Genomic DNA, 26203 nt, shown 5'->3' with positions numbered 1-26203 from the left:
ATGCCATAGGGGGTTAGATTTTTTAATGATCTCACTTTGGCCTTAAGTTAGCTTCATTCAAATTTTGCTAGAAACCTAACAAATCAATTATGGCATGCACTGCTTGCCCTGGACTTAAAACACTAGTGTCCAAATGCAAATCGGGATTTTCAGGTGCCTCATAGGGACTACTAATCCCTGTAAAATTACTTATCTCCCCTGCTCGAGCTTTTTTATATAAGCCTTTAACATCCCGAGTTTCAGCAATATTTAAAGGAACATCGACATAAATTTCTAAAAATTGTTCGCGTCCTATTTGCTCGCGAGCCATTTCACGTTCTGCTTTAAAGGGAGAAATAAAAGATACTAAGCTGATTAACCCTGCCTCAGTCATTATTTTAGCTAATTCAATAATACGGCGAATATTTTCAGCGCGTCCCGAAACAGAAAAATCCAAATCACGATTTAAACCATGTCGAATTAAATCTCCATCAAGTAAAATGGTATGTTTTCTTCGAGAATTAAGCTCATATTCTAATAAATTAGCAATAGTAGATTTTCCAGCACCAGACAATCCCGTAAACCAAAGTACAAGAGGTTTTTGTCCTTTTATTGCGGCACGGTGACTTGGTTTTATTAATACATTTTGTTCTGATAAATGAGTTAATTGTCGCAACTCGGAATGAATTAGTCCCGCAGCGACGGTTTCATAGGTTAATTTATCAATAAGAATGAAACTTCCCAAGCGAGGGCTTGCCTTATAAGTGTCAAATGCAATAGCTTTATCCAGAAATAATTCACAGCTTCCCAATTCATTCAGCTGAAAGTCCTGTGCAGCCAAATGTTCTCCATTATTTATATCAATACGGTATTGCGGTTTTCCTAAAGAGCACAAACTCGTTACTGTATGGCCTTTAAATAAATATTGGCGGCTGGCAATCATTGGTGATTCATGCATCCATAATAGAGTAACCATAAATTGATCGGCAGTAGCGCAGGGCTTATCCGCATCACACAATACTACTCCCCGTGAGATATCTATTTCTTCATTTAAAGTAAGGGTTATTGATTGGCCGACCTCAGCCATAGGTAAGTCGCCATCATAGCTTACAATACGATTAATGGTTGCTTGTTTATTGCCTGGTATAACTTTAATAGTGTCCCCGGGCTTAATCGAGCCAGAAGTGATAAGACCAGCAAAACCTCGGAAGTCATGGCTCCGACGATTTACCCATTGTACTGGCATACGGAAGGCTTGTTCTTGGTTAGGTTGCTGTATTGTTATTTGTTCTAAATGTTGAAGGAGTGTTAATCCTTTATGCCAATGCATTGGTACGGAAGGTTGAATTATATTATCACCTTTTAGCGCAGAAATAGGGATAGCAATAATTTGAGTAAAATCTAAGCTGTGTGCAAACTCTAGATAATCTTCTTTAATTTTTTCATAAATGGATTGTTCATAGTGAACCAGATCCATTTTATTGATGGCTAAAATTATATTTTTTACGCCAAAAGTATTGAGAATAAAACTATGACGGCGTGTTTGCGTAACAATGCCTTTACGCGCATCAACAATGAGCACAGCTGCTTGAGCTGTGGAGGCGCCAGTTGCCATATTACGGGTATATTGCTCGTGCCCCGGGGTATCTGCTACTATAAATTTTCGTTTGTCTGTACTAAAAAAACGATAAGCTACATCAATAGTTATTCCTTGCTCTCGTTCAGCACTCAAACCATCCATTAACAATGCCAAATCCAGCCCATCCTGAATAGTGCCAAATTTTTTGCTGTCTGTGATTAGCGAATCTAATTGGTCATCGTAAATAAGTTGTGATTCGTAGAGTAAACGTCCTATTAATGTCGATTTACCATCATCGACAGAGCCACAAGTAATAAAGCGCAACAAGTCTTTTTGATCATGTTGGTTTAGGTACGAGGTAAAATCAGTTGTGACTAAACTATTAACCTGCATTAAAAGTATCCTTCTAGTTTTTTCTTTTCCATTGAGGCAGTACTGTCGTGATCAATCATGCGCCCCTGTCGTTCCGAATAGGTGCTTGATAATAGTTCTTGAATAATTTCGGGCAGGGTTTGTGCTGTGGATTCAATCGCAGCAGTTAATGGATAGCAACCTAAAGTACGAAAACGCACACTCTTCAATTTAGGTTCTTCTCCTGGTTCGAGCGGCAGACGATCATCGTCAACCATGATTAATTGTTGCCCTCTCTCAACAACTGGACGTAATGCTGCGAAATACAAAGGGACAATTTCAATATTTTCTCGATAAATATATTGCCATATATCTAATTCTGTCCAGTTAGAAAGTGGGAATACTCTTAAGCTTTCACCAGGATGAATACAGGTATTGTACAAACTCCACAATTCCGGCCGCTGATTTTTAGGATTCCAGCGATGATTTTTACTACGCAAAGAAAAAATACGCTCTTTGGCTCGTGATTTTTCTTCATCACGACGCGCGCCACCTAGCACGGCATCAAATTGAAATTTATCCAATACTTGTTTTAATGCAGCCGTTTTCATTACATCAGTGTAATAAGATGAGCCATGAGTAAAGGGACTGATCTTATCATCAATACCTTCTTGATTCGTATAAGAGATGAGCTCCAATCCTAATTCTTGAGCTCGGCGATCGCGAAAACGAATCATATCCCTAAATTTCCAGGTAGTATCAACATGTACCAAGGGAAAGGGAGGTTTGGCCGGATAAAATGCTTTCAGTGCTAAATGAAGAAGTACTGAGCTATCCTTGCCAATAGAATAAAGCATTGCTGGTCTTTCTGCTTCTGCAGCCAACTCACGAATAATATAAATACTTTCTGCTTCAAGCGCGGCTAGGTGATTCATGGACAGGGTCTCACTGCAGCACCAAGCCAACGGATACCAAATCCTCTTTGGTAATTAGGACAATTTATCGACTCAGGGCTTAAGTTTAAAATTTCTTTTTGGTTTATCAATACTTGAATGTTGTTTTCCTCGATATTAATTTTCATGATTCCCGATATAGGCAGCCCACTAATACTTATTCCAGGAATTAAGCTCCATGAATTACCATCATTCATCCAAATTGATAGCCAGGCAATATCCTCTGTGCGCTGCAGCAAAATAGCATGCATGTGAGTGTCTCTAGCGTTTCCATGATAGCCAAGCACTGCTGAGACATGTGACTCTTTGGTATCAGTCGATAAAAAATAATCAAATGCAAAGGAACTATTTGACGATTCAGAAGGATTTTTGGTAATTGCTAAACAAAGTTCAGCATCATCTACTTTTTTCGAGCTATCAGGGAGTATTTCTGGAGCGCCATACAATAGGCGATAATTTTTCCAGAATTTATAAACTTCAGATGAAGTGCCTATTATCGATTGACGCTCAATATCACGATACATATTTTTTTGGAGTAAGCTTTCTAAACCATAATAAATATGTCCATGATGTGCTTCATCAGGAACATCAAGTAGACGTACTTCGTGAACACAACCAAAAGGTCCGAGACAGAAATAATCGACTGTTTTCCAACTCTCTCTTTCTAAGATCCACAAACCACTTAAAGACGCCATACGTGAAGTACGCCCCGTTATTTTGCTTTCCCCCACGAGTAAGTATTCACTATTTGCCGCAATGCCACGCGTCATAATATTGACTTCTGATTGCCAGAGTATTTGGCCAGATAATAAATCTATAATAGAGCCATTTTCCGAGTCGCAACTGATTTGTTGGCCTTCATCAGTAACCCATATATTATGTAAGCCTGTTTTTTCGTATAAATTTTTGACATCAATTAATTCTAGAGAGGGATAAGCGAAGGTAGCTAAAATAGAGCCCTTTTTGAAACGATGGCAGATAACGAATAATTGATCATCTTTTAAAAAGACCGAATTTATATGATCACCGCTGTATTCTGTCAAAGAAAGGCGATCCCAACGCGCAGAACTGACACGAGCTTCATGGTATAAACCTGGTTTTTCCAGATCAATCACTGAAATAGCATTTCTACCGGTATTTGTACAAATAATACGCTTATCTGGAGCACATAAAAGTTGGTGTGGTTGAGACAAAAATTGTTGGCTTACTTGAGTACCTTCACTAACATAGCCTACTTCAGATTGACTGTAGCCATGAATATCGATAAGAGAATTATTGTCTAGATTAGAGTGAGAAAGAATTAATTCTTTTTGTCCGGGAAACCAGGAAATCCCATAATATTCCCGTCGATGATTTTCAATTGGTGTGACTTCTTTGGTTTCCAAATTAATGCAAAGCAAATAACCTGGTGTCGCTACTAGTGCATACTTCATTTATTATTCCTTATAGCAAGTTGCATTAGGTAGCGGCTCTATCCGTATTAATCAATTATCACAATATAAATGTCAAAGGAGGTTTTATAATACGCACAGGCCACTTATTTGTTCTGTGGGCTATTTTCCCGGGCGCTATAATGAGTTATTTTTTCTTTCAGATCAATAAATTTCTCGTAGTCCATGTGAGGTGATTTAAGAGCGGAAAAAAAGATTGCCTTACTATTTCCCTATCAAACTCTATGAGTTATCTCATGTGATTTATAATGTGAGCTAATTGATTATTTTTGACAAAACCAATGATTTTTTCAGCATGTTTTTGGGTAAAGGGTTTATTGAAATACCCTACCATACCCACTGCTTTTGCTTTATCGCGGTATTCGGGCTCGACATGTGAAGAGACAGCAGCGATCGATGTTTGTTTATTCAAGGTACTGTGCGCTTTTATTTGCGCTGCGATATCAAATCCGTCGGGGCCGTTTCCAAGACTTATATCCATCAAAATCACATCATAATGATGACCTTGTGTTTTTTCTAAAGCGCCTTGAGCATCGGCTGCAATATCAACAATACAGCCACATTGGGTTAAATTGGTTTCAATGACCATTTGCGCTATCTTAGAATCTTCGACTACGAGAATGTGTATTGAATTTTTCATCTAGACTATCCTTTTTTATAGTATGCATAGTGAAGCATTAAATTTGCAGTATCAAGTTTAGTATTAAAATATTTTCACAGACTCTGTGTTTTATTGACTTTGATACAGCTCGTTATTAATTAAACAAGCATTAAGTCGGCACATCTCTGTCTATATCCCTGTATTCTACAACTACTCTACGCAAAGAAGTCAGTCACTAATGAGTACCGTTAATTCTTTTATTACTCATATCATACAGAATGTTTCTATTTTAGTCACTAAGTTTTTTCAAATATCGCTAGAGAAAGGCACTAAATATGCTGTTATAAGCTTAAAGGGATAATTTTTTCTTTATTTTTTTGTTTATTTTTCGCTCTTTGTGTATAATTATTGATAATAACTAAAAGCAAGGACGCCGTCATGAAAAAAATACTAATAATTGCAGTGCTCGTTGCCTCAGCAGCATTAACAGGCTGTGGATTTTCTAATTGCGGTTATTCAACTTGTACTTCCTGCTGTAGCACTAGCTATTATGGTGGTTGCTGTGGCTCTAATGGATGGTACTAAGATCTAAGTGCAGATTATAGCAACTGTCTTGCAAGTCAGTTGCTATAATAGTTGAACTTACCGCGAGAAAGAGTCTTTATCTCCACCCTTTAAACCCATGGTGATGATGATGGTGTTGTAGTGGGAGTAAAACACCTAATTTTTGAAAGGTTGATAGTTGAGTACGAGCAATTAAAGTCGTTGCTTTTGCATTATTTTCATTAAGTTGCTCGACTAGTTTACTAATATCAGCCCACTGAGTTTGTGGAGCAGCCATCTTGCCCTTTAATTGCAATTTAAGAGCCATTTTCTCTTTGAATAATGGAACCAATTGCTCATGCAAATTTTTCTTTATTGCTTTTAGTTCGTTACGCTGCTCAGCAGTTAATAACCCCTTAAATTCGTGTTTTTGATGGATCTGTTTTGTTGGAACAATCTTAACAGCATTAAGCGATGAATCCGCTGATACTACCGAAGCTCCCAGCACTGACATGCCAAGTACTGTTGTCATAATAAGCTTTTTTAAATACATGGTTAATCTCCTCTTTAGTAGATACAAGCTAAGATTAGCCAAACTATGTAATGCACTTATGACAGCAATAAAAAACTTTGTAACAAATTTGTCATAACAATCCATTCGGTTATTTATTTCGAAATACTTGGCTTTAAGGGGCTCGATTTTAATAAATTGGACCTTAAAAAAAGCATTTAATTCCCATTCGATAAAATTAATTTCTTAAGGACATTCTTTGAGCTTGAACTGAGCAAACAATACCGTGTAAACTGAATAAAATTTTTAATCTAACGATTAATGGAAGGGTTCTACGTTGGCTAAAATTATTGTTGTAACATCTGGTAAAGGTGGCGTGGGCAAAACCACAACTTCTGCAGCATTTTCCTCAGGTCTTGCTTTGCAAGGTCACAAAACCGTAGTCATTGATTTTGATATTGGCCTTAGGAATCTTGATATTATTATGGGATGCGAACGCAGGGTGGTTTATGATTTTGTCAATGTAATCAATCAGGAAGCGAGTTTAAATCAAGCTTTAATCAAAGATAAACGTATTCCTAATCTGTTTATATTACCCGCTTCACAAACACGTGATAAGGATGCATTGACTTTAGCCGGGGTAGAAAAAGTTTTATCCGATTTGGCAAATGAATTCGATTACATCATTTGCGACTCACCTGCCGGCATTGAAACAGGTGCACACATGGCGATGTATTTTGCAGATCATGCCATTGTTGTCACTAACCCTGAAGTGTCATCCGTGCGAGACTCTGATCGCATTTTAGGAATATTAGCCTCTAAGACCAAACGGGCAATTGATAATGTTGCGCCCATTCAAGAACATCTTTTGTTAACTCGCTATGATCCCGAGCGAGTAGAAAAAGGTGAAATGCTTTCTGTTGAAGATGTTAAAGAAATTCTTGCAATTCCTCTAATTGGGGTGATACCTGAATCAAAGGCTGTTCTTAAAGCCTCAAATACAGGAACACCGGTTATTCTTGATGAAGCCAGTGACGCTGGTCTTGCCTATCAAGATGCTATTGCTCGTTTTCTTGGCGAAAACAGACCCATGCGATTTATTACCAGCGAGCGTAAAGGATTGCTACGTCGCCTGTTCGGTAAAAACAAGGAGGAAGCACCAGCATGAGCATATTCAATTATTTGAGGAAACGTAATAATACTGCCTCAGTGGCAAAAGAGCGTCTCCAAATTATTATTTCACATGAACGTTCTCAGCGTAATACACCGGACTATCTGCCAAAGTTACAAGAAGAAATTCTGGCGGTTATTGCAAAATACATTCGCATTAACCGAGACCAAGTTAGCGTGAATCTTGAGCGCATGGGTGATAATGCAGTTCTTGAGCTCAATGTCACCATGCCTGATGAAGTGCTAGAAGAGAAATAAGTTAGTTCTCAGATTCTCAAGCTTAACCTAACATCTCATACTAAAGGCATCGGGGCATTTGTTAAAATACGTTGGTTGGTATTTTGTTATTGTCATCCCTATGCCTGCGCAGGCAGGATGACAATAACATCCGTAGAGAGGAGAATTCCCACGGGTTAGACCGTTTCAGCTAAATCGTCATAACTGCTGGATTTTTTCGCTTTACTCACGACTGGTTGTCTACGTAATTCTTCATCAGCAAAATCATCTACAGCAATAATTTCTTGCCTTGCATATTCAGCATCTTTCAATTGTTGAGCTTCCTTAGTATCTAAAATACCTGCATGCACAGCCTCATCAATTTGCTCAAGCAAGGTTAATGATTGTAATTGGCCTTTTTTGGCTGCACGACTCACTTTCTTTTCCAACTCTTCTACTGCGTATAACTTATTGAAAGTTTCCTCTAGCCGTCCAAGCGGGCAATTAGGGAGTGCTTCTGAAAAGGCAAAACGGGTTAACCGGTTGCGAGTTTCGTTCGGTTCCGTGAGCATGTGCGCCAATTTTTGACTTAATTTATCCGAAGGCTCAGGCCGTTGGCTACCAAAAGGTTGTAAAAATAATTTCAGCACCACACGTGCCCAGCGCATTGGGAAGTTCGCTATCACGCCCCGAATCGCCAACTCACTTTCATGCATCAATTGCTGACAGCACCACTCAACTAAGGGCAAATCAGCAAGTTGTTCACCATCATCATGGAAACGTTTTAAAACTGCGGAACTTAGATAGAGTTTAGATAAAACATCACCTAAACGAGCAGAAATCATTTCTTTTCGTTTCAACTCACCGCCCAGCACTGCCATGGAGAAATCAGCAAGAAAAGCAAGGTTCGCGCTATAACGATGAATCAGTTGATAATAACGCTTAGCTGCACTTGGCGGAGTAGCTGTAAAGCGTCCATCAGTAAATGCAAAGATGAACGACTTGGTTAAATTAGCAAAGACAAATCCAATATGCCCCCAAAACGCTTTGTCAAAATGGTTCAGATTCTTTTCTCTTACACTTTCTAATTCTTTGAATACATAAGGATGGCAACGGATCGCACCTTGTCCGAATATAATCAAATTACGCGTTAAGATATTTGCCCCTTCAACAGTAATACCAATAGGTGCATTTTGATAACCACGTCCTAGATAATTGTTGGGACCTAAACAAATTCCTTTGCCACCGTGAATATCCATTGCATCCATAACAAGTTGACGAGCACGCTCAGTCGTGTGGAATTTCAAGATAGCACCAGCCACAGAGGGTTTTGCGCCATGATCGATTGCAGCAGCAGTCATTGTTAACCCTGCATCAATCATATAAGTATTGGCGGCAATACGAGCTAAAGGTTCTTCTATTCCTTCAAAATTAGCGATTGCTTGATTAAATTGTTTACGGACTCTAGCATAAGCACCACTTGCAAGGGCACCGGCTTGCGAACCACCCGCAGAACTGGAAGGTAAAGAAATAGCACGTCCGGCGCTTAAACACTCCATTAACATGCGCCAGCCATGTCCGGCCATATCGGCCCCACCAATTAAATAATCCATAGGAACAAACACATCTTTGCCTTGAGTTGGACCATTTAGAAAGGCAGTATTTAAAGGGAAATGACGCCTACCTTTAATGACGCCAGGGGTATTAGCAGGAATTAAAGCACAACTGATTCCCACATCAGATCCTTTGCCTAAGAGATTATCAGGATCGAATAAGCGGAAGGCTAAGCCTATTACGGTTGCTACTGGGCAAAGCGTAATATAACGTTTATTCCAAGTTAAGCGGACACCCAAAACTTCCTGACCATTCACAGTTTGGCGACAGACAACGCCTTTATCGGGAATCGATGCCGCATCCGAACCGGCATTAGGTCCTGTTAAAGCAAAGCATGGAATTTCTCGTCCATCCGCTAAGCGGGGTAAATAATAATCCTTTTGCTCTTTCGTTCCATATTTTAATAGCAGCTCGGCTGGGCCTAAGGAATTAGGCACAGAAACAGTGCTGCCAACAGTCACTGAGCGCCCATATATTTTTGCTAAAATAGACATTTGCGCTGTCGCAGAAAAATCATGGCCGCCATACTCTTTGGGAATGATCAGGCCAAAAAAACCTTTCTCCTTGATAAACTGCCACATTTCGGGAGGCATATCAGTACGTACATGAGTAATATCCCAATCGTCAATCATGCGACATAATTCATTGACTGGTCCGTCCATAAAAGCTTGTTCATCAGCGGTTAATTTCACCACTGGCGCGTTGAGTAAAACATTGAAATCTGGCGCACCGCTGAATAAATCACCCTCCCAACTTACCGTTCCAGCCTCTAAAGCCTCTCGTTCAGTTGCAGACATCGCGGGCATTGTTTTGCTAATTATAGGAAAGAGATGACGCGATAATAAATTCCGACGTAATGGTTTTATTGAACCCAAGACAAGGACTGCGAATACCGCCCATAAGAAAATTTGTGCAAGCATACCTGGTGAGCCATAACGTTCAATTAATAAGGCAAACACTGCATAACTGATAGCCCAAACCGCAAGAGATGCTTGACGGGAAAATAATAAAAGGGCTACTGACAAAACGGCTAAAATAATTAGACTTTGCAACACGGGTTTCTCCTTATTAAAAAACGGTCCTTTGTATTGAACAATACCATTAACTCATTTTTTTAGTATAGCATCCAAGAGGTAGAAAATTTGCTTCACTACCTCGGTGGGATGCTCCATTGGAAACATATGAGTTCCCTCCGTTTTGTAGCTCAATATGTTGTAATTTTTTTTCATGTAGCGAAGGTCTAATCGATCCACAACACTGCTCTTATCACCATAAATCAATGCAGTTGGAGTCTTTAATTTACCTTCGTATTCCGCTAAATGATGGGGAATCGTACGATAGATTAAATACTCAATATGCCGATTAAAGCGGAGCGCGTAGCCTTCGCCCGTTTTTTCTAAACCATAATCAATATAATCTTGTAAGCATTCATCGGTAAATGATTTAAACAACTCCTTTTCGCGCAGGTAACTTATCAGCTGCTCCCTATTTTGCCAGTGCTCTCTTCGCTCTCGCGTGCGAAAAGCTGGCGTCACGCGATCAATCACCCCCAGAGCTTTAGCCAGACGCACCATACTTGATTTAAAGCGTCCAATCAGCGGCGAATCGAGCATAATGACTGCCTTAAATAAAGACGGCTGCTCTATCGCTGCCAGAGCACTTAAAACCCCACCGAATGAATGTCCGACAGCGATAACGGGTTGCTTAGCTTGTTGTTTAATACTATCGATAATTTCATCAACTAGAAAATGCCAATTCTCCGTCACTGGAAACTTATGATCGTGGCCAATTCTATCGATATAACAGCAATCATAACGTTCTTCTAATCCCTTAAATAATTGCTTATAGCATGGAGATGGAAAGCCATTACCATGAGCAAAATGAATCAAGTCCCTCACATAACCACCAGCTTTTGGCTCTCTTTTCTAAGTGATATTACAGCATAACAAAAATAGAGGATGAAAAGCAGGGGCATAAAAAAGCCGGCGCGATTAGAAAACCACCCACAGGTTAAAAGGATCCATAAGACTATCATAAATGGAGTTATACTCACCATTGTTAAACGAGAGGACTGCTTATAACTGATTGAAAATTTTAATAATTTTGCAATAAATTGCCCCATCAATGCAAAGGCCAGCAGGATAATAAGGAACATTGCAAAAAATACGAGAGCAATAGTTGGGTAAATCAAAAATCCAAAAAAGGTTTTTAAATGTAGTATTCCAGACGACTTAACCCATTCCTTGCCATCAAATACCGCATTACTATGCTCACTAAATGGATAAACATAAATGGGACTCACTGGATTCTGAACATGGTCCAGATTAAAAAAGAATTGCGGTGAGGGAAAGCGATAAAACAGTTTGTCCTTGGTGATTAAGATATTCAAAAAAGGGTAAGTTTGATCGATAGTTTTGACTGTACCTGTCGTATCAACAATGGCGACCGCCTGATTTAGCTTGTTTTTTATCACATAGGGCATAGGCTCATTGAGTGATACGGTACCATTTTGAATATATAATTTTGGCAATTGCTCCAAAGGCCGAATCAAGTCTTGCATAAAAAATTGCCGGAAATCCATGCTGACCCGCCAAGAAAACGGCAGTGTTACAACAAACATTAAAAGCAGTAAATAACCTAGGGCAAGCCCTCTCCAACGTTTCCCTACATCGACGTATAACTCACTATTAAAAAATGAATGATATAAAGCTTGCCAATAACGATAGAAGGGTTTATCAATCTCGCGTAACGCTTTACTGTCGTTAGTCATGCCATCCTCCTAAACGCAAACCTGTTTTTTTATGGAATAAATTTGCTTTTTTAATCACTAAGTCTAAAGCAAGTTGATTATTGATCACTTCCGTATCGGCTGATGTCCTTATAGAAAAACGCGCCTTACCACATAAACTCAGAGTCTGAATTAATTTATCTGCACCCATATCATCAATATATTCTACTTTTACTGAAATTGCCCCTGGTTTATTATTGGCTACGATATTAAGATGCTCAGGCCTTATGCCTAAAATCACCTCTTCTCCACAGGTTACTGATTCATTGAGTTTAGGCAAAGCTAACTCAAAACCAAGCTCAGAAATGACTTTTTGCGAACTCAGATTAACTTTTGCCGCCAAAAAATTAATTGGATAATGACCGGTAAAACCGGCAACAAAGAGGGAGGCAGGTTGTTGATACAAATTCCGCGGGGTACCAATTTGCTCTACCCTTCCTTTATTTAAAACAAGAACTCTGGAAGCCATGGTCATTGCTTCTGTCTGATCATGGGTAACATAAAGAGAGGTTGTTTTTAATTGTTGATGCAATTTTTTTATTTCTTGACGCATTTCATTGCGTAATTTTGCATCCAGGTTTGATAACGGCTCATCAAATAAAAACACCGCCGGTGAGCGAACAATCGCCCTTCCCATCGCCACCCGTTGGCGTTGCCCACCAGAAAGTGCTGAGGGTTTACGCGTCAAATAATCCGATAAATGCAATAAAGCGGCAACTTCAGCCACTTTTTGACGAATAAGATCAGTTTTCATCCCTCGCATTTTTAAGCCATAGGCCATGTTATCAAATACAGTCATATGAGGATAAAGTGCATAATTTTGAAATACCATCGCCATGTCCCGTTTTGCGGGAGGTATTTCATTAACACATTGATTATTAATTAAAATATTTCCGGAGCTGACCGTATCTAATCCCGCAACCAAACGAAGCAAGGTTGATTTACCGCAACCGGAAGGCCCTACAACAGCAACAAATTCACCTTTATCAATTGTTAAGCTCAGTTGATCAAGAATAAGCTGTTGCCCTTGATATTTACTGACTTTGACTAAATTTACCGTTGACATTTAATGAGTTAACCCCTTTTCAAACCAACGTTGCATCGTCACTACGACTAGACAGGGTGGTAATAAAGCAATGAGCGCAACTGTCATGATGTAATGCCACTGAGGAATTTGATCCGCAACACCGGCTAAATAACGAATACCCATCACGATGGTCGCCATATTAGTCTCTGTTGTAATAACCAAAGGCCATAAATACTGATTCCAACCATAGACAAAAAGAATTATAAACAAAGCAGCAATTTGTGTTTTCGATAAGGGAAGCAGAATATCAAGAAAGAATCGAACTGGTCCGGCCCCATCTAATTTTGCAGCATCAACAAGCTCTGGTGGAATTGTTTTAAAAAATTGTCTAAATAAAAAAGTCGCAGTTGCCGAGGCCATCAATGGTAAGCTAAGCCCTGCAAAGGTATTTAACCATGAAAAGGAAGCAATGACTTGGAAGGTAGGCACAATACGCACTTCAACAGGCAACATCATCGTTGAAAAAATAAGCGCAAAGAAAACTCGTTTTAAGGGCAACTCAAAATACACTAGCGCAAAAGCCGAGAATAAAGCCAAGATAATCTTACCTACCGCGATTAACACTGCCATTAATAAACTATTGATTAACATCTGCCCTACTGGCTGCCCTCCGGTAGCCATCAATCCTTCCGTGAGTACGCTCTTTATATTATGAAATAAAGCCGTGCCCGGCCATACCGGCAAGGGGGCATGCATCATTGCAGCACCTTCATGACTAGCAGCAACCAGTGCTAAGTAAAGTGGTAGAAATAGAACCGTTATAAATCCAATCAACACACTATGAGCTAATAATCGTCTTATCATTTTCATTCGTAATGCACCTTTTTTTCAAGGTAACGAAATTGGATTAGCGTGAGGCTGATCACAATCAGCATTAACAATATCGATTGCGCAGAGGAACTTCCCGGATCCATTCCCACAAAACCATCTTTATATACTTTATAAATTAAGGTCGTCGTACTATTACCAGGCCCGCCATGCGTCATGACGTCAATAATACCGAAGGTATCAAAAAAAGCGTAAATTAAATTCATCACTAATAAAAAGAAGGTGGTGGGTGATAAAAGAGGAAAAATAATTTGCCAAAAACGTCGCCAAGGGGATGCGCCATCAATGATAGCTGCTTCAAGGAGAGACTGGGGAATGGCCTTCAACGCTGCAAAGAAAAAAAGAAAATTATAACTGAATTGCTGCCAACTAGCGGTCAGAATAACAACTAACAATGCCTGATTAGCATGAGTAAGATAATTAAAATTTATCCCAAGTAGTTCAAAATCATGTGCCAACCAACCTATCGTTGGTTGACATAAAAAACGCCATAAAATCGCGGCCACTGCTGGGGCAACAGCATAAGGCCACAGAAGCAGGGATTTATAAATCTTTTGGCTTTTATTTCGCTTTTGCAAAAGAATTGCAAGTAATAAACCTAAGCTCATGGTTATTAAAGTGATAGAAAAAGCGATAACTAAGGTAATGAGCATAGCTTTTCCGTAATCCGGATCGCGTAATAAATCGAGAAAATTAGTCAGTGAAGCAAAGCGATTATGCAAACCAAAAGAGTCACTGAAAAATAACGATTGAATTAATGCCGAACATGACGGCCAAATGAAAAACAAAAGAGTTACCAATAGTTGGAAAAATATAAAAAATAACGCTATTTTTTTATGCTTAGTGTATTTTGCCATCAAACAACCAGGTTGCTAGCAATGTGCAAAAGTATAACGAAGTTTTTCTATTTAGCGAGCTTTTTTAAATTGCAGCCATGCTGGTTGTTTTAAATCAGAGAATTTTGAATCGAATATATTGTTCCCGATTAATAAATGAGTTATGAATAGTAGCTAAACATGTCATGAGGATTTTTATGCGCTATGCAGCAATTGACGCTCCTGGACCAGAAAGCCGTATCATTATAAAAGAACAGGAAACACCCCAATATCATAAAGATCAGCTGCTTGTTCGCGTCAAAGCAGCAGGATTAAATCGCGCTGACCTCATGCAACGACAAGGGAAATACCCTCCTCCTCCAGGTGAATCGAATATTCCAGGTTTAGAAATTGCTGGTGAGGTTGTGGAAATCGGTAGTCATGTTAAACAGTTTAGTGTTGGCGATCGTGTTTACGGGCTAGTAGGCAGCGGAGGCTATGCTGAATATTGCTGTCTAAATCAGTCACTGGCAGCGCCCATACCAAAAGGCTGGGAATTTAGCGATGCTGCAGCTATTCCTGAAGCTTTAGTCACGGCTCATGCTACAGTCTTTCTACTCGGACATTTAAATCAAAGTCAAACGATGCTTATCCATGCCGCTGGTAGCGGCATTTCATCTTTTGCCATTCAAATGGCCAGACACATCGGCGCCAAAGTCCTTACTACTGCTAGTACTCAAGAAAAAATTGATAAGGCGCTGCAATTGGGTGCAACGAAGGTTATTAACTACAAATCTGAAGATTTTTACACCCTTATCGAGAGTAACTCCATTAATTTGATCGTTGATTTTATTGGCGGAGATTACTTTGAAAAGCATTTAGAGCTTTTGCAAACAAAGGGTAGATTAGTACAGATATCTTGCATGCAAGGCGCCAAAGTTGATTTCAACCTGGTCACTTTGATAAGAAAACGCCTGCAGCTTATTGGCTTTGTTTTACGTGCTCAATCCATTAATGAAAAAGCAGCGTTGTGGAAATCCACCCAGATGCATTGGGCTACCGCTTTACTCAACAAACATATTGTGCCCATTATTGATTCCGAATTTAGTTTTTCTGATATTGAGCAGGCTCATGCTCGTATGCAAAGTCGTGAGCATTTTGGGAAAATTGTGATTCGTATGGATTAGGTCGGTTGTGCTACCGAACTGATTTACCAATGAACAAAAACAAAAAAAAGGGAACACATTGACCATGAATGTTACCGGGTTAATTAATTTATGATAAAATATATATTTTCCTGACCCATTTTTCTGTTGAGCTAATTATCTATGCTAAATAAAAACATTATCTTCTCAATCAGTTTAATGCTCTCTGACACTGTCTCTTTCGCCATTGAAGTACCTATTTATGACTTTCCTCTCGATAACTACAGTCAAAATATTAACGACTATTTACCGGAAAACAGCAATGATTACTCTACCCCACTACTAAGCCAAAAATATCAAAAAACACAGTTACAGCAATTTTATAATCATTATTATGCAAGCGATGCACAAGCGCTCTCTCCTTGGAGTGAGCAAATGGTTAAGTCAGTTTTGCCTATTATGAAAACAGTTGAACTACAGGTATTGGAGGAGTTTAATAACCTCAATAAAGCGCCTAATGATCGCCATTATGCAGAAAATTTTAAAGAACAAAATGCCATTTGGTGGAATAAAATAAAACACAATATGGCCCTTGATACGATACAAGCGAGTTATTTCAAGGAAGAAAATAGAGCGATCGCCGTGGACAATAGTTTTGCACGTGCCCTACCGGATCAGGCGCCTGATTTCTATCATATTAGTATACCAGGGCAAGGATTCCCATTTGATAATTTGCAAGAATCAGCAATTTGGGCAGGTACACCTCTCTATGTTTTTACAACCTCTAAAGATAAGGCATGGTCATTAGTTCTGACTCCAGATGCTTATTTTGCTTGGATAAAAACCAATGATCTGGCCTATGCTTCTCCCCAATTTATTAAGCAATGGCAACAAGCTGCCAAAAAAAATCTGGTCGCAATCACTAAAACAGAAACACCTATTGTCGACAGCAAAAATAATTTTCGCTTTACCGGTTATATTGGCGCTGTCTTCCCGCTTGCTCAACAAGATGAGTCAAAAACATCTATTCTTATCCCGGTTAAAAATGAGTACAATCAAGCCATCATTAAAACAGCTTTAATCTCTGCGCAAGCGGCAACTCTAATGCCTTTAGCCGCTTCTAAAGAAAACCTGGTGAAAATTCTAAAGCAATTAAAAAATCGACCCTATGGTTGGGGCAGTACTTTCTTTTTTAATGATTGCTCACAAGAAATGAAAAGTATTTTTGCGCCTTTCGGTATTTGGCTGCCTCGAAATTCAGGAGCCCAAGGGAAATTGAATTCTGCTATCGATTTATCGCAGAAAAATATTGATGACCGTCTAGAAACACTTAAATCGCAGGGGCATCCATTAATGACTTTAATTTATATTGGCGGTCATGTAATGTTGTATGTCGGCAATAAACAATTAGATAACCAAGAAACAGAAGCAATTAGCTATCAAAATGTCTGGGGACTTACGCCTAAAAACAGAGATAAACGCTATATCATAGGTCAGTCGGCCTTTCTTCCGCTTCTTAAGTATTTTCCTGAGAATCCGGATATTAATTCTCAAGCCAATAAAAGCTATTTTAAACTTATTTATCTGGATAATTTGCAGAAATCAGAGTCGCCGCAAGCCTTTTCAAAGCAATTCATGACAACAACCATTGAGAAGCCGGATCCTTAGCAATGGCTTATATTCCTGAGCTCATAGCTAATGCCAAACCCTATGCCGTCCTTGTATGTGACTTAGGGGGAGAAGATTAGCTATTACATTTAACGTAGGTCGGACCCTACCTCTAAACGCTCTTTCCGAATCGCTCTACGCAATAGCTGCGTATAAATCGGCTGGTTGCGCGCCAACTGCATAACAGTAGTAGAAGTCAGACAAGACACCATTAATGGCAAAATCAAAGAATAGTTTTGAGTCATCTCAACAACTAAAACAATACCAGTAATCGGTGCCCGCACAGAGGCTGCAAATAAAGCGCCCATGCTTGCAACGGCAAACATACCAGGATGAAGTGTTATATCGGGCATTAAATCTTGTAATAATTGTGACACGGCCGTACCAAATAAAGCGCCTAAGGCCAGCATCGGGGCAAAAATACCACCAGGGACATTGGTTGAGTAACAGAGCATTGTCGTAAAAAAGCGAATTACTAAAATAAGGGTGAGTATTGATACACTCGAGGTAAGTGTTAGTGCTCGATTAATAATATGATAGCCGCCACCCACGTAGTCAGGTTGAAGATAAGCAAGAACCCCAACCCCTGCGCCAATCATTAGCACATAGAGTATTCGTAATCCGAAATTCAATTTATCGGTGAGTTTTAAGCTCAGCATCAAACTATGATTGAATAACAAACCAACAAAACCGACCATAATTCCCAAAAGGAAAAAGAGCCATAGCGATCTTAGGCTAGGCAATTCAAAAACATTCATCGGGATGTCTGCTTGTGGCCCGACAAAATAGTGCAAGGTAATTGTCGCCATCACACAAGCAATAGCTACCATTTTAAAATTGGTGAAGGTGAAATTAAACTCATTACGCAGCTCTTCAAGTACGAAAAGCACTCCAGCTAAGGGGGCATTAAATGCCGTTGTAAGACCGGCGGCTGCACCTGCCATGATTAGCGTATCACGTCTGTCTTGGGATAAATGAAGCAACTCTCCAAACATATCACCAAGATTACCACCTATTTGAATCGTTGGACCTTCGCGACCAAGCACTAATTTCCCGGAGATTGCCAAAATCCCCGCAACAAACTTAACTGGAATTAAACGTCGCCAAAAAATAGGTCTTTCATGCAATAAAGCCCCTTCTATTTCTTGTACCCCGCTTCCTGAAGCTTCTGGAGAAATATGTCGAACCATGAGCCAAGCAATAAAAACAAAACTCATGGAAATTAACACAGACGTGAGTAGGACTGAACCACCTTTTGTTTGCACAAAACTAAGTACTTGCTGAATGAATTCATCCAAATGCAAAATGGCAAGTTGAAATAAAGAGCCCATAAGCCCTGTGATGAGACCTAGGAGAATCGATACTCCATAAATTATCAATAATTTATTGCGCATTTATTCAATCATTCCCATTAAATTAGAAATAATTCGCAATCCTGCTTGATTAGGTAGCGAAAGAATTGTTTCAGGATGAAATTGAACGGCATAAATGGGTAAAGTTTTATGTTCTACAGCCATCACAATTCCATCTTGGCTTAAAGCCGTTACTTTTAACTCCTGCGGTAGTTTTGCAGTTCGCGCATAGAGCGAATGATAACGGCCTGCTGTAAACGATTGGCCTAGACCGGCAAACAAACCAGATTCATCCTTAACCTCGATTTTAGAAGCCTTGCCATGCATTGGATAAGTTAAGATATCCAAGACGCCGCCAAAATATTCCACAATACCCTGCAAACCCAGGCATACACCAAATAAAGGAATTTTCTTTTTCAAAACCGCATCAATTGTTTGCGCCAGCTTAAAATCAACCGGCCGCCCAGGCCCTGGTGAAAGCAGAACTAAGTCAAAGGATTGTTGTTGCAAATAATCCAGCACATATTCGCTGCGAATAGTAACGACTTGGGCACCAGTTTGTCGCAGATAATTAGCTAAAGTATGAACAAAAGAATCTTGATGATCAACCAACAACACCCTTTTACCCGCCCCCTTCTGCGGTACGGAGCTCACTAAACCAGGTTTCAAATTCGGTTTTTGCAAAATATCCAAAAATGCCGAAGCTTTTAAATGCGTTTCCTGCTCTTCAGCCTGTGGATCGGAATCAAAAAGTAAGGTTGCGCCGACGCGTATCTCAGCAATACCCTGGTGAATACGTATCGTTCTTAAAACCAGCCCTGTATTTAAATTGCCGTTGAAACCAAACCAACCCACCGCACCGGCATACCATTTACGCGGTGATTTCTCATGTTTTTCGATAAAATTCATTGCCCATAACTTAGGCGCACCTGTCACTGTAACAACCCACATATGCGTTAAAAATGCATCGACTGCATCAAAACCTTCGCGCAAAGTTCCCTCAACATGGTCGACGGTATGAATCAAGCGAGAATACATTTCAATTTGTCGACGACCAACTACCTGTACAGATCCGGCCTCACAAATACGGGATTTATCGTTGCGATCCACATCTGTGCACATCGTTAACTCCGATGCTTCCTTTTCGGAATCCAATAAAAGTTGAATATTCTTCGCATCCTCAATGGCATCTGTTCCTCGTTTAATCGTTCCAGAAATAGGACAGGTTTCCACCCTCTTACCCTGCACACGAACATACATTTCTGGCGACGCACCAACGAGATATTCATCCTCCCCAAGATTAATAAAAAATCCATAGGGTGAAGGATTAACCTCCCTCATTCGGCGAAAAATTGCTGAAGGCTGCTCTGGACATGGTGCATAAAAAATTTGGCTAGGAACAACCTCAAACAGATCCCCACAAGCAAAACGCTGTTTGGCTAGCTCGACAAGCCCTGCATACTCGCCTGGTTCATGATCACAAGATTTGGTTGGTTTATGCGTGGGTTTATAGGGATTAAAATCGCCTTCTCGCGGCAGGGCTTGAGTCGATTTACCTTGGTATTGAAAATTATAACGTCTTATAAAAGCAATTTCTTTGCGATGATTGACCACATAGATTTCATCGGGAAGGTATAAAACCATTTCGCGCTGTTCCGAGGATCGCTCTTTGTGTTGGGTTAAATTCTCAAACTGAAAAATTAAATCATAACCAAAAGCTCCATAAAACCCCAAATAATCTTCATCCGATTTAAAAAACTCAAGTAAAGAACGCAGCAGTGAGAAAACTGAAGGCTGATGACTACGCTCTTCTTCACTAAAAATTTCCTGCGAATGTTTCACCTCAATCTGGCATAAGCGTTCACTATGTTCTTTAATGATTAGATGATTAGATTCTTGCAATAAGGGAAAAATAATGGCTAATAAAACTTCCCCGCGCCGATTTAATGCTTGAATATGAATTTCTTTTGCTTTGCAAATAAAAGCCAAAGGAGGATTATAAAAACCGATGTCCCAGCAAGTATATCGGCCGGGATATTCAAAACTCGATGCAAATAATGCGCCTCGATGAGTGTCAAGCCGTTCAAGGAGCGGCTCGATGGCGTTCTCATACACTAAATCATGTTGTTCGTATTCTATGTGAACACCACCCGCGGTTTTAACCTGCTGTAACATCGATAATACCAAGAAAAAAAGACATTTCCCCATTCTACTTTAAAACTAAAGCAGAGCAAGCTTGGTTTAATTTCAATCCGTGGCTCTTAATTTTTCCTTAAGAAACCACTAATTTTCCCTTAAGAATCCTTTGCTAAGATGTATTTTTATTTACTCAGGGAATTCTCTATGGTTCAGTCACTTGCAGATCTAAAGGATAAAATTAATGCACGACTGCAGCGTTTGCATAAAACCCATGGCGCAAACGGGCGTTTTGAAAATCAAGCTGAATCCATCGTTTTCCATTATTATCTTAAGCAATTAGCTGAGCATTCAGTTAACATTCAAAAACCTGATTTAGTTAATCATTCAGTTCGTCATTTAATTCGTCATTTAGTTCATCAAATAGAATTATCCGGACTAGTAACGTTAAAAGTAGCTATTAAATTAGATGAATTAGAACCCATTCTTAACATTGCAATTCGTGAAAATGATAATGAGCTTTTAGAAGCACTCATCGAAGCTGAGCCTAAGATTATTGACCATGTATTTAAGCAGACTAAAAAAAATGCGCTAGTTATGTTTGCGGAACAAAATAAGTCTGCACTTGTTGAAATACTTATTGCTGCCGAAGGGTTTAACCCTCATTCTACTTCTGCTCGAAAAGCATTAACAGCAGCTGTTATTAACGGTAGTTTAGATACGATTAAATTATTACTCCAAGCCGGGGTAGTTCCCTCTCAGGTCGACTTTCAAAAAGCTTGTTCACAAGGGAAGTTAGACCTTGCCAAGGAGTTAATTGCAGCAAGCGAAGAAGCCTTTGATTATAATGCTGCCTTGCTATTTGCCATATCAGCAGGAAACTTGCCAGCCGTAGAATTTTTAGTGGATGAGCAAGGAGCAGACGTCAATTATATTGAGCCTCCCCTATCAGCTAAAACGAAATTAATAACCCCTCTCATAGTAGCAATCGAGTATAAAAAATCTCAAATAGCTCAATTTCTAGTTGCTAAGGGAGCCGATAAAAAACAAGCACAAGAAGTCTTAAAAATTAGCGAATTAAGCTTAGCTGCTTTTATTGGGGATAAAGTTCAGGCAGTTACAACTGTGGTGGAATCCGACGCAAGCGGAATTGAAGCTTTTAGAGCTACATTTGGTCTCACTGCACAAACTCAACCATCCTCCAAAGAGGATGGGGATGAAGAGAAAGTCGCCATTGAACCACATCCCGATTTAAATGCTCGCGACTTACAGGGTTATACCCCTGTCATGCGTGCTGTCCAAAATGGTGACCAACAAAATATTAAAGCACTTATTCGAGCTGGAGCTGATGTTAATGCTTGCAGTAATGATGGCTATGTAGCGCTCATCGACGCAGTCATGCAAAATGATACAGCCACAGTAGAGGCTTTACTTCAGGTACCTAATCTCAATGTTAATGTTTGTGAAAAACAGGGGGCTCGCCGCTCTGCTAGGCAAATTGCAGAAAACAATAATAATCAAGCGATAGTTCAAGCACTCGACAAGTTTGTAGATGAACGCGGCTCAGAATTTTTAATAGAAAATAGATTATACGAATTAAATAGCCTCATTGATGATTATCACCATGAGCGCAGAGAACAAAAAGATGAAAACGGTTACACCAAAGAATATCTACACCTCAATATCCTCAGTTTATTTCAAAAAAGCTATACACAAAAAACCGCAGCAATCGCTGCCTTAAAGAAAGTATTGCGAGGGGAATATTTTGATGGAGGGGCTCTCATCGATTTAATCGCTCATTTACCTACTCTTAGAAATGGGCGCTTAGGAAGTGACTTGAGAGCATTTATCAAACAAGGACATGCCGATTGTATAGTCGGTCAACCTGTTACTACCGTTACCGAATTTGTATATGCCTTACAAGCGAAAATCCAGGCAATAACTATTTCAGGGCCAGAAATTCAATAACCTAGTCATTCTAGCTGTCTCAACTTTGCCTATTCCTGTGCTGCCAAGCCGAGGGACATCGGGCAGGGTTGGACTGGATTATCGAGAGGTGGCTAAGGAATTTTAACCTGGTCGGCGAAGGCCCGACCTACATTAATTTCTAAAATATCCAAAAATAATTCCCCAGGTTTACAATGCAAGGTATAATTTTTCCTCAATTATTTTGGAATTCATTATGTCTTTTACCGAACAACACTTAAAAAAGATAGAACAATTAGCCTACTTGGATTGCGAATCCGATGAGCATAGCCAATTAGCAGAAGAAGTTCATGCCATCATGGATTTTGTAGATCAATTGCGTAAAGTCGATACTAGAAATACAGCACCCCTGTTTCATCCCTCTGATCTGCAGCAGCGTTTGAGACCTGACGCAGTAACCGAGGAAAATTGTGAAACACAGTTGGCGGATCTTGCTCCACTTTTCGAGGACGGACTTTATCAAGTTCCAAAAGTGATCGATTCTGATTCAGGACAATAACTATGCATAAGCTCTCTTTAGCAGAATTAATCCGTTCGCTACGACAGCGCCAATTTTCAAGTTTAGAATTAACCCAACACTACCTTAATCGCATTCATCAACATCAGACACTGAATGCTTTTATTTCTGTAATCGATGAAGAACAGGCTTTCAGCACAGCTAAAGAAGCAGATAAATTGCTCAAAGCAGGGCAAGCAAAAACTTTAACGGGTATACCGATAGCCCATAAAGATATTTTTTGCACAACAGAGCTAGCTACCACTTGCGGCTCAAAAATGCTTGCAAATTATTATTCCCCTTATCAAGCAACCGCCGTTACTCGTCTAGCCGAACAAAAGGTGATCTTATTGGGTAAAACCAATATGGATGAATTTGCCATGGGCTCTGCCAATGAAAATAGTTATTTTGGCCCAGTCAAAAATCCTTGGGACCTAGCACGCGTTCCCGGCGGCTCTTCTGGCGGTTCTGCTGCCGCAGTAGCCGCAGGTTTGATCCCTTTTGCGACAGGTACAGATACCGGCGGCTCAATAAGACAACCCGCAGCGTTTTGTGGCATTTCAGGAATAAAACCTACCTATGGCTTGGTATCTCGCTTTGGAATGGTTGCCTTTGCTTCGAGCCTCGATCAAGGGGGGCCCTTTGCTCGATCTGCAGAGGATTTGGCCCTAATCTTAGAAGCTATGGCAGGCTTTGATCCCAAGGATTCGACCTCAGTTAATCAACCTATCCCCAATTATTCAGCGACTCTAAACCACCCAATTAAAGGCTTACGTATTGGCATACCCTCTTGTTTCTTCCACAATGAAGTGGATAAGGACATCCAACAAGCTATTCATGCGGCTGTAAAAATTTTCCAGCAGCAGGGTGCTGAAATCCTTGAACTTGATTTAAAGCTGCAACCTCTTTGGGTTCCCTGCTACTATGTCATTGCCTGCGCGGAAGCTTCCTCGAATTTATCGCGTTATGATGGTGTACGTTTTGGTTATCGCAGCACCCAAGCGAGCCTACAGGAACAAATTATCAAGACACGTACCGAAGGATTTGGCCTGGAAGTCAAACGTCGCATCCTGACTGGCACTCATGTGCTTTCTTCCGGTTATTTTGATGATTACTACTTACAAGCATTAAAAATTAGGCGATTAATCCAAAATGAACTACAAGAGAACTTAAATCAGGTCGATCTTATTTTAGGTCCTACTACACCGACTTGCGCATTCAAAATCGGAGAAAAAATAGAGGATCCAATTCAGAATTATTTAGCAGATGTGTTTACCGTTGCTGCAAACTTGGCAGGCATGCCGGCTCTTTCTATTCCAGTAGGATTTAGTCAAGGCTTGCCTATTGGCATGCAGTTCATTGGCAAACCTTTCAGCGAAGCACTGTTGCTTAACTGTGCTCACCACTATCAACAATGTACTGACTGGCACCAAGCCAGACCAAGCTTCGAAGGGTGATTTATGGCATGGGATACTGTTATTGGTCTTGAAGTTCACGCCCAATTACGAACAAAATCAAAATTGTTCTCCGGTGCAGCGACTGCTTTCGGCGCAGCACCTAATACACAAACCTGTTTTATTGATGCGGGCCTTCCAGGTGTTTTGCCTGTCCTCAATCAACAAGCAGTGCATATGGCCATTCAATTTGGCTTAGCCATTAATGCGACGATCAATAACCATTCTTATTTTGAACGCAAAAATTATTTTTATCCCGATTTACCTAAAGGTTATCAAATTAGTCAATTTGAGCGCCCTATCGTTGCCAATGGCTATTTGAACATTGAGGTTGAGGGTTGTGAAAAACGAGTGGAAATTGTTAGAGCCCATTTAGAAGAAGATGCAGGGAAATCTCTACACGAAGCGCACGCGCAATACACAGGCATCGACCTCAATCGAGCAGGCACGCCACTACTTGAGATTGTGACTGCCCCTTGTTTATCTTCAGCAGAAGAGGCAGTCAGTTATCTTAAAGCGCTACATCTTTTAGTGCGATTTTTAGGGATCTGTGATGGTAATATGCAAGAAGGTTCTTTCCGTTGTGACGTAAATATTTCACTAAAGCCCCAGGGCTCAGAGAAATTAGGGACCCGCAGCGAAATAAAAAATCTCAACTCTTTTCGCTTCATCGAGAAAGCGATTCGTTATGAACAAGCCAGGCATCAGGACTTACTTGAAAACGGACAAGAAATTTATCAAGAAACTCGCCTCTATTGCCCCAATAGCAACACAACTCAGGTTCTTCGCTCGAAAGAAAATGAAAATGATTATCGCTATTTCCCTGATCCCGATTTATTGCCTATTCAAATTCTTACCCAGGATTTAGCACAAATTAAACAATCAATGCCTCCCCTACCTGAAGAACTCAAAGCAAATCTCAGGAAGAATAAGAGTTTGAATGAAGAAGATATCTACTTTCTTCTTTCAGCACCAGCCAATTACCAATTTTTTAGCGAGCTAAAACAGCTTACTCAAGCTGACGAAAAAATGATGGTAAACTGGCTGAAAGGAAATTTTGCTGCAGCACTCAATGAAGCAAATCTTAGCTTTGAGAACTCCCCTGTTTCACCTTCAGCATTCGCTCCCTTATTAAATCAGCTTGCAGAACAAAAAATTTCAACACAAATCGCTAAACAAATTTTTGCCAAATTATGGGCTGGCGAGGGAACAGTCGAGGAAATTATTCTAAAAGAGGGCTACCTTCAGACTAGCGATAATGCCTTGCTTGAAGGGCTCGTACAGGCAATCATTAAACAATACCCCGAGCAAGCCGCTGATTACCGCGCAGGTAAAGAAAAATTACTCGGTTTTTTTGTAGGCCAGGTGATGAAAGAAACTAAAGGGCAGGCTAATCCAGCTCAGATTAATTCCTTATTAAAGAAATACTTATAGAAAAAAACCTGGTGTCGCAAAGCGACAACCAGGTTTCTGTCTTCTT

General features: G+C 40.0%; 22 protein-coding genes. 9 read left to right on the top strand and 13 right to left on the bottom strand.

Annotation, left to right across the window (positions count from 1 at the left end; translation table 11 throughout):
- Window positions 1-67: 67 nt before the first annotated feature.
- From cysN to Lnau_RS05480, 4 genes are all read right to left on the bottom strand, one after another.
- Complete coding sequence (cysN, locus tag Lnau_RS05495; protein WP_058504137.1) at window positions 68-1951, bottom strand: sulfate adenylyltransferase subunit CysN; 1884 nt, start codon at window positions 1949-1951, stop codon at window positions 68-70.
- Entirely contained in the window at window positions 1951-2844 is an 894-nt protein-coding gene (cysD, locus tag Lnau_RS05490) for a sulfate adenylyltransferase subunit CysD (RefSeq protein ID WP_058504136.1), read from the bottom strand. The genes cysN and cysD overlap by 1 nt, the downstream gene beginning before the upstream one ends.
- On the bottom strand, window positions 2841-4295 hold the full coding sequence (locus tag Lnau_RS05485; protein ID WP_058504135.1) for a hypothetical protein: 1455 nt from the start codon (window positions 4293-4295) through the stop codon (window positions 2841-2843). Before Lnau_RS05485 ends, cysD begins: the two co-directional genes overlap by 4 nt.
- Window positions 4296-4542: 247 nt before the next feature.
- Complete coding sequence (locus tag Lnau_RS05480; protein WP_058504134.1) at window positions 4543-4953, bottom strand: response regulator; 411 nt, start codon at window positions 4951-4953, stop codon at window positions 4543-4545.
- A 399-nt stretch (window positions 4954-5352) separates the two neighbouring features.
- Between Lnau_RS05480 and Lnau_RS16600 the strand changes: the two genes are divergently transcribed.
- A complete protein-coding gene (locus Lnau_RS16600; RefSeq protein WP_165482917.1) occupies window positions 5353-5499 on the top strand; it encodes a hypothetical protein in 147 nt (48 codons plus the stop codon).
- A gap of 76 nt (window positions 5500-5575) precedes the next feature.
- On the opposite strand, the gene Lnau_RS05475 is transcribed toward Lnau_RS16600, so the two are convergent.
- Window positions 5576-6010, bottom strand: coding sequence for a hypothetical protein (locus Lnau_RS05475; protein WP_058504133.1), 435 nt, complete (start codon window positions 6008-6010; stop codon window positions 5576-5578).
- A gap of 295 nt (window positions 6011-6305) precedes the next feature.
- Here Lnau_RS05475 and minD point away from each other — a divergent pair, with 295 nt between their 5' ends.
- Window positions 6306-7136: a septum site-determining protein MinD gene (gene minD / locus Lnau_RS05470; protein ID WP_058504132.1), complete on the top strand. Its 831-nt coding sequence runs from the start codon at window positions 6306-6308 to the stop codon at window positions 7134-7136.
- Window positions 7133-7396 (top strand): cell division topological specificity factor MinE, encoded by a 264-nt coding sequence (gene minE, locus Lnau_RS05465; protein WP_058504131.1) that lies wholly within the window; start codon window positions 7133-7135, stop codon window positions 7394-7396. The genes minD and minE overlap by 4 nt, the downstream gene beginning before the upstream one ends.
- Before the next feature lie 155 nt (window positions 7397-7551).
- Here minE and Lnau_RS05460 read toward each other — a convergent pair whose 3' ends face one another.
- The 6 genes from Lnau_RS05460 to Lnau_RS05435 are packed head-to-tail and all read right to left on the bottom strand — an operon-like array spanning window position 7552 to window position 14528.
- Window positions 7552-10023 carry an acyl-CoA dehydrogenase gene (locus Lnau_RS05460; protein ID WP_058504130.1) on the bottom strand — a complete coding sequence of 824 codons (2472 nt, stop codon included), beginning with the start codon at window positions 10021-10023 and terminating at the stop codon, window positions 7552-7554.
- Window positions 10024-10074: 51 nt separating this feature from the next.
- Complete coding sequence (locus tag Lnau_RS05455) at window positions 10075-10866, bottom strand: alpha/beta fold hydrolase (RefSeq protein WP_058504129.1); 792 nt, start codon at window positions 10864-10866, stop codon at window positions 10075-10077.
- Window positions 10863-11738, bottom strand: a complete 876-nt coding sequence (locus tag Lnau_RS05450) for a DUF1189 family protein (protein ID WP_058504128.1) — start codon at window positions 11736-11738, stop codon at window positions 10863-10865. The genes Lnau_RS05455 and Lnau_RS05450 overlap by 4 nt, the downstream gene beginning before the upstream one ends.
- Complete coding sequence (locus Lnau_RS05445) at window positions 11731-12822, bottom strand: ABC transporter ATP-binding protein (protein ID WP_058504127.1); 1092 nt, start codon at window positions 12820-12822, stop codon at window positions 11731-11733. The genes Lnau_RS05450 and Lnau_RS05445 overlap by 8 nt, the downstream gene beginning before the upstream one ends.
- Window positions 12823-13647, bottom strand: coding sequence for a sn-glycerol-3-phosphate ABC transporter permease UgpE (ugpE, locus tag Lnau_RS05440; RefSeq protein ID WP_420795478.1), 825 nt, complete (start codon window positions 13645-13647; stop codon window positions 12823-12825). It abuts the gene before it with no gap.
- Between the two features lie 2 nt (window positions 13648-13649).
- Window positions 13650-14528 carry an ABC transporter permease subunit gene (locus Lnau_RS05435; RefSeq protein ID WP_058504125.1) on the bottom strand — a complete coding sequence of 293 codons (879 nt, stop codon included), beginning with the start codon at window positions 14526-14528 and terminating at the stop codon, window positions 13650-13652.
- A 176-nt stretch (window positions 14529-14704) separates the two neighbouring features.
- Between Lnau_RS05435 and Lnau_RS05430 the strand changes: the two genes are divergently transcribed.
- Together Lnau_RS05430 and Lnau_RS05425 are read left to right on the top strand one after the other, a co-directional pair.
- The gene (locus Lnau_RS05430; protein ID WP_058504124.1) at window positions 14705-15673 is read left to right on the top strand and encodes an NAD(P)H-quinone oxidoreductase; all 969 of its coding nucleotides are present in this window, start codon (window positions 14705-14707) and stop codon (window positions 15671-15673) included.
- A 141-nt stretch (window positions 15674-15814) separates the two neighbouring features.
- A complete protein-coding gene (locus Lnau_RS05425) occupies window positions 15815-17299 on the top strand; it encodes an SH3 domain-containing protein (RefSeq protein ID WP_058504123.1) in 1485 nt (494 codons plus the stop codon).
- A gap of 89 nt (window positions 17300-17388) precedes the next feature.
- Here the strand turns inward: Lnau_RS05425 and clcA are convergent, their stop codons facing one another.
- The gene (gene clcA / locus Lnau_RS05420; protein WP_058504122.1) at window positions 17389-18693 is read right to left on the bottom strand and encodes a H(+)/Cl(-) exchange transporter ClcA; all 1305 of its coding nucleotides are present in this window, start codon (window positions 18691-18693) and stop codon (window positions 17389-17391) included.
- Entirely contained in the window at window positions 18694-20826 is a 2133-nt protein-coding gene (locus Lnau_RS05415) for an anthranilate synthase component I (RefSeq protein ID WP_058504121.1), read from the bottom strand.
- 168 nt (window positions 20827-20994) lie between these two features.
- On the opposite strand from Lnau_RS05415, the gene Lnau_RS05410 reads away from it, so the two are divergent.
- The 4 genes from Lnau_RS05410 to gatB all read left to right on the top strand — a co-directional run bounded on the left by Lnau_RS05410 (window position 20995) and on the right by gatB (window position 26157).
- The gene (locus Lnau_RS05410) at window positions 20995-22755 is read left to right on the top strand and encodes an ankyrin repeat domain-containing protein (RefSeq protein WP_058504120.1); all 1761 of its coding nucleotides are present in this window, start codon (window positions 20995-20997) and stop codon (window positions 22753-22755) included.
- A gap of 214 nt (window positions 22756-22969) precedes the next feature.
- Complete coding sequence (gatC, locus tag Lnau_RS05405; RefSeq protein ID WP_058504119.1) at window positions 22970-23272, top strand: Asp-tRNA(Asn)/Glu-tRNA(Gln) amidotransferase subunit GatC; 303 nt, start codon at window positions 22970-22972, stop codon at window positions 23270-23272.
- A 2-nt stretch (window positions 23273-23274) separates the two neighbouring features.
- The gene (gene gatA / locus Lnau_RS05400) at window positions 23275-24726 is read left to right on the top strand and encodes an Asp-tRNA(Asn)/Glu-tRNA(Gln) amidotransferase subunit GatA (RefSeq protein ID WP_058504118.1); all 1452 of its coding nucleotides are present in this window, start codon (window positions 23275-23277) and stop codon (window positions 24724-24726) included.
- Between the two features lie 3 nt (window positions 24727-24729).
- Window positions 24730-26157, top strand: a complete 1428-nt coding sequence (gene gatB / locus Lnau_RS05395; protein WP_058504117.1) for an Asp-tRNA(Asn)/Glu-tRNA(Gln) amidotransferase subunit GatB — start codon at window positions 24730-24732, stop codon at window positions 26155-26157.
- The last annotated feature ends 46 nt before the right edge of the window (window positions 26158-26203 follow it).

This window comes from Legionella nautarum (genome assembly GCF_001467895.1).
Lineage (GTDB): Bacteria > Pseudomonadota > Gammaproteobacteria > Legionellales > Legionellaceae > Tatlockia > Tatlockia nautarum.
Note: the sequence above shows the minus strand (reverse complement) of the source record. Positions and strands in the feature narration are given on the sequence as shown.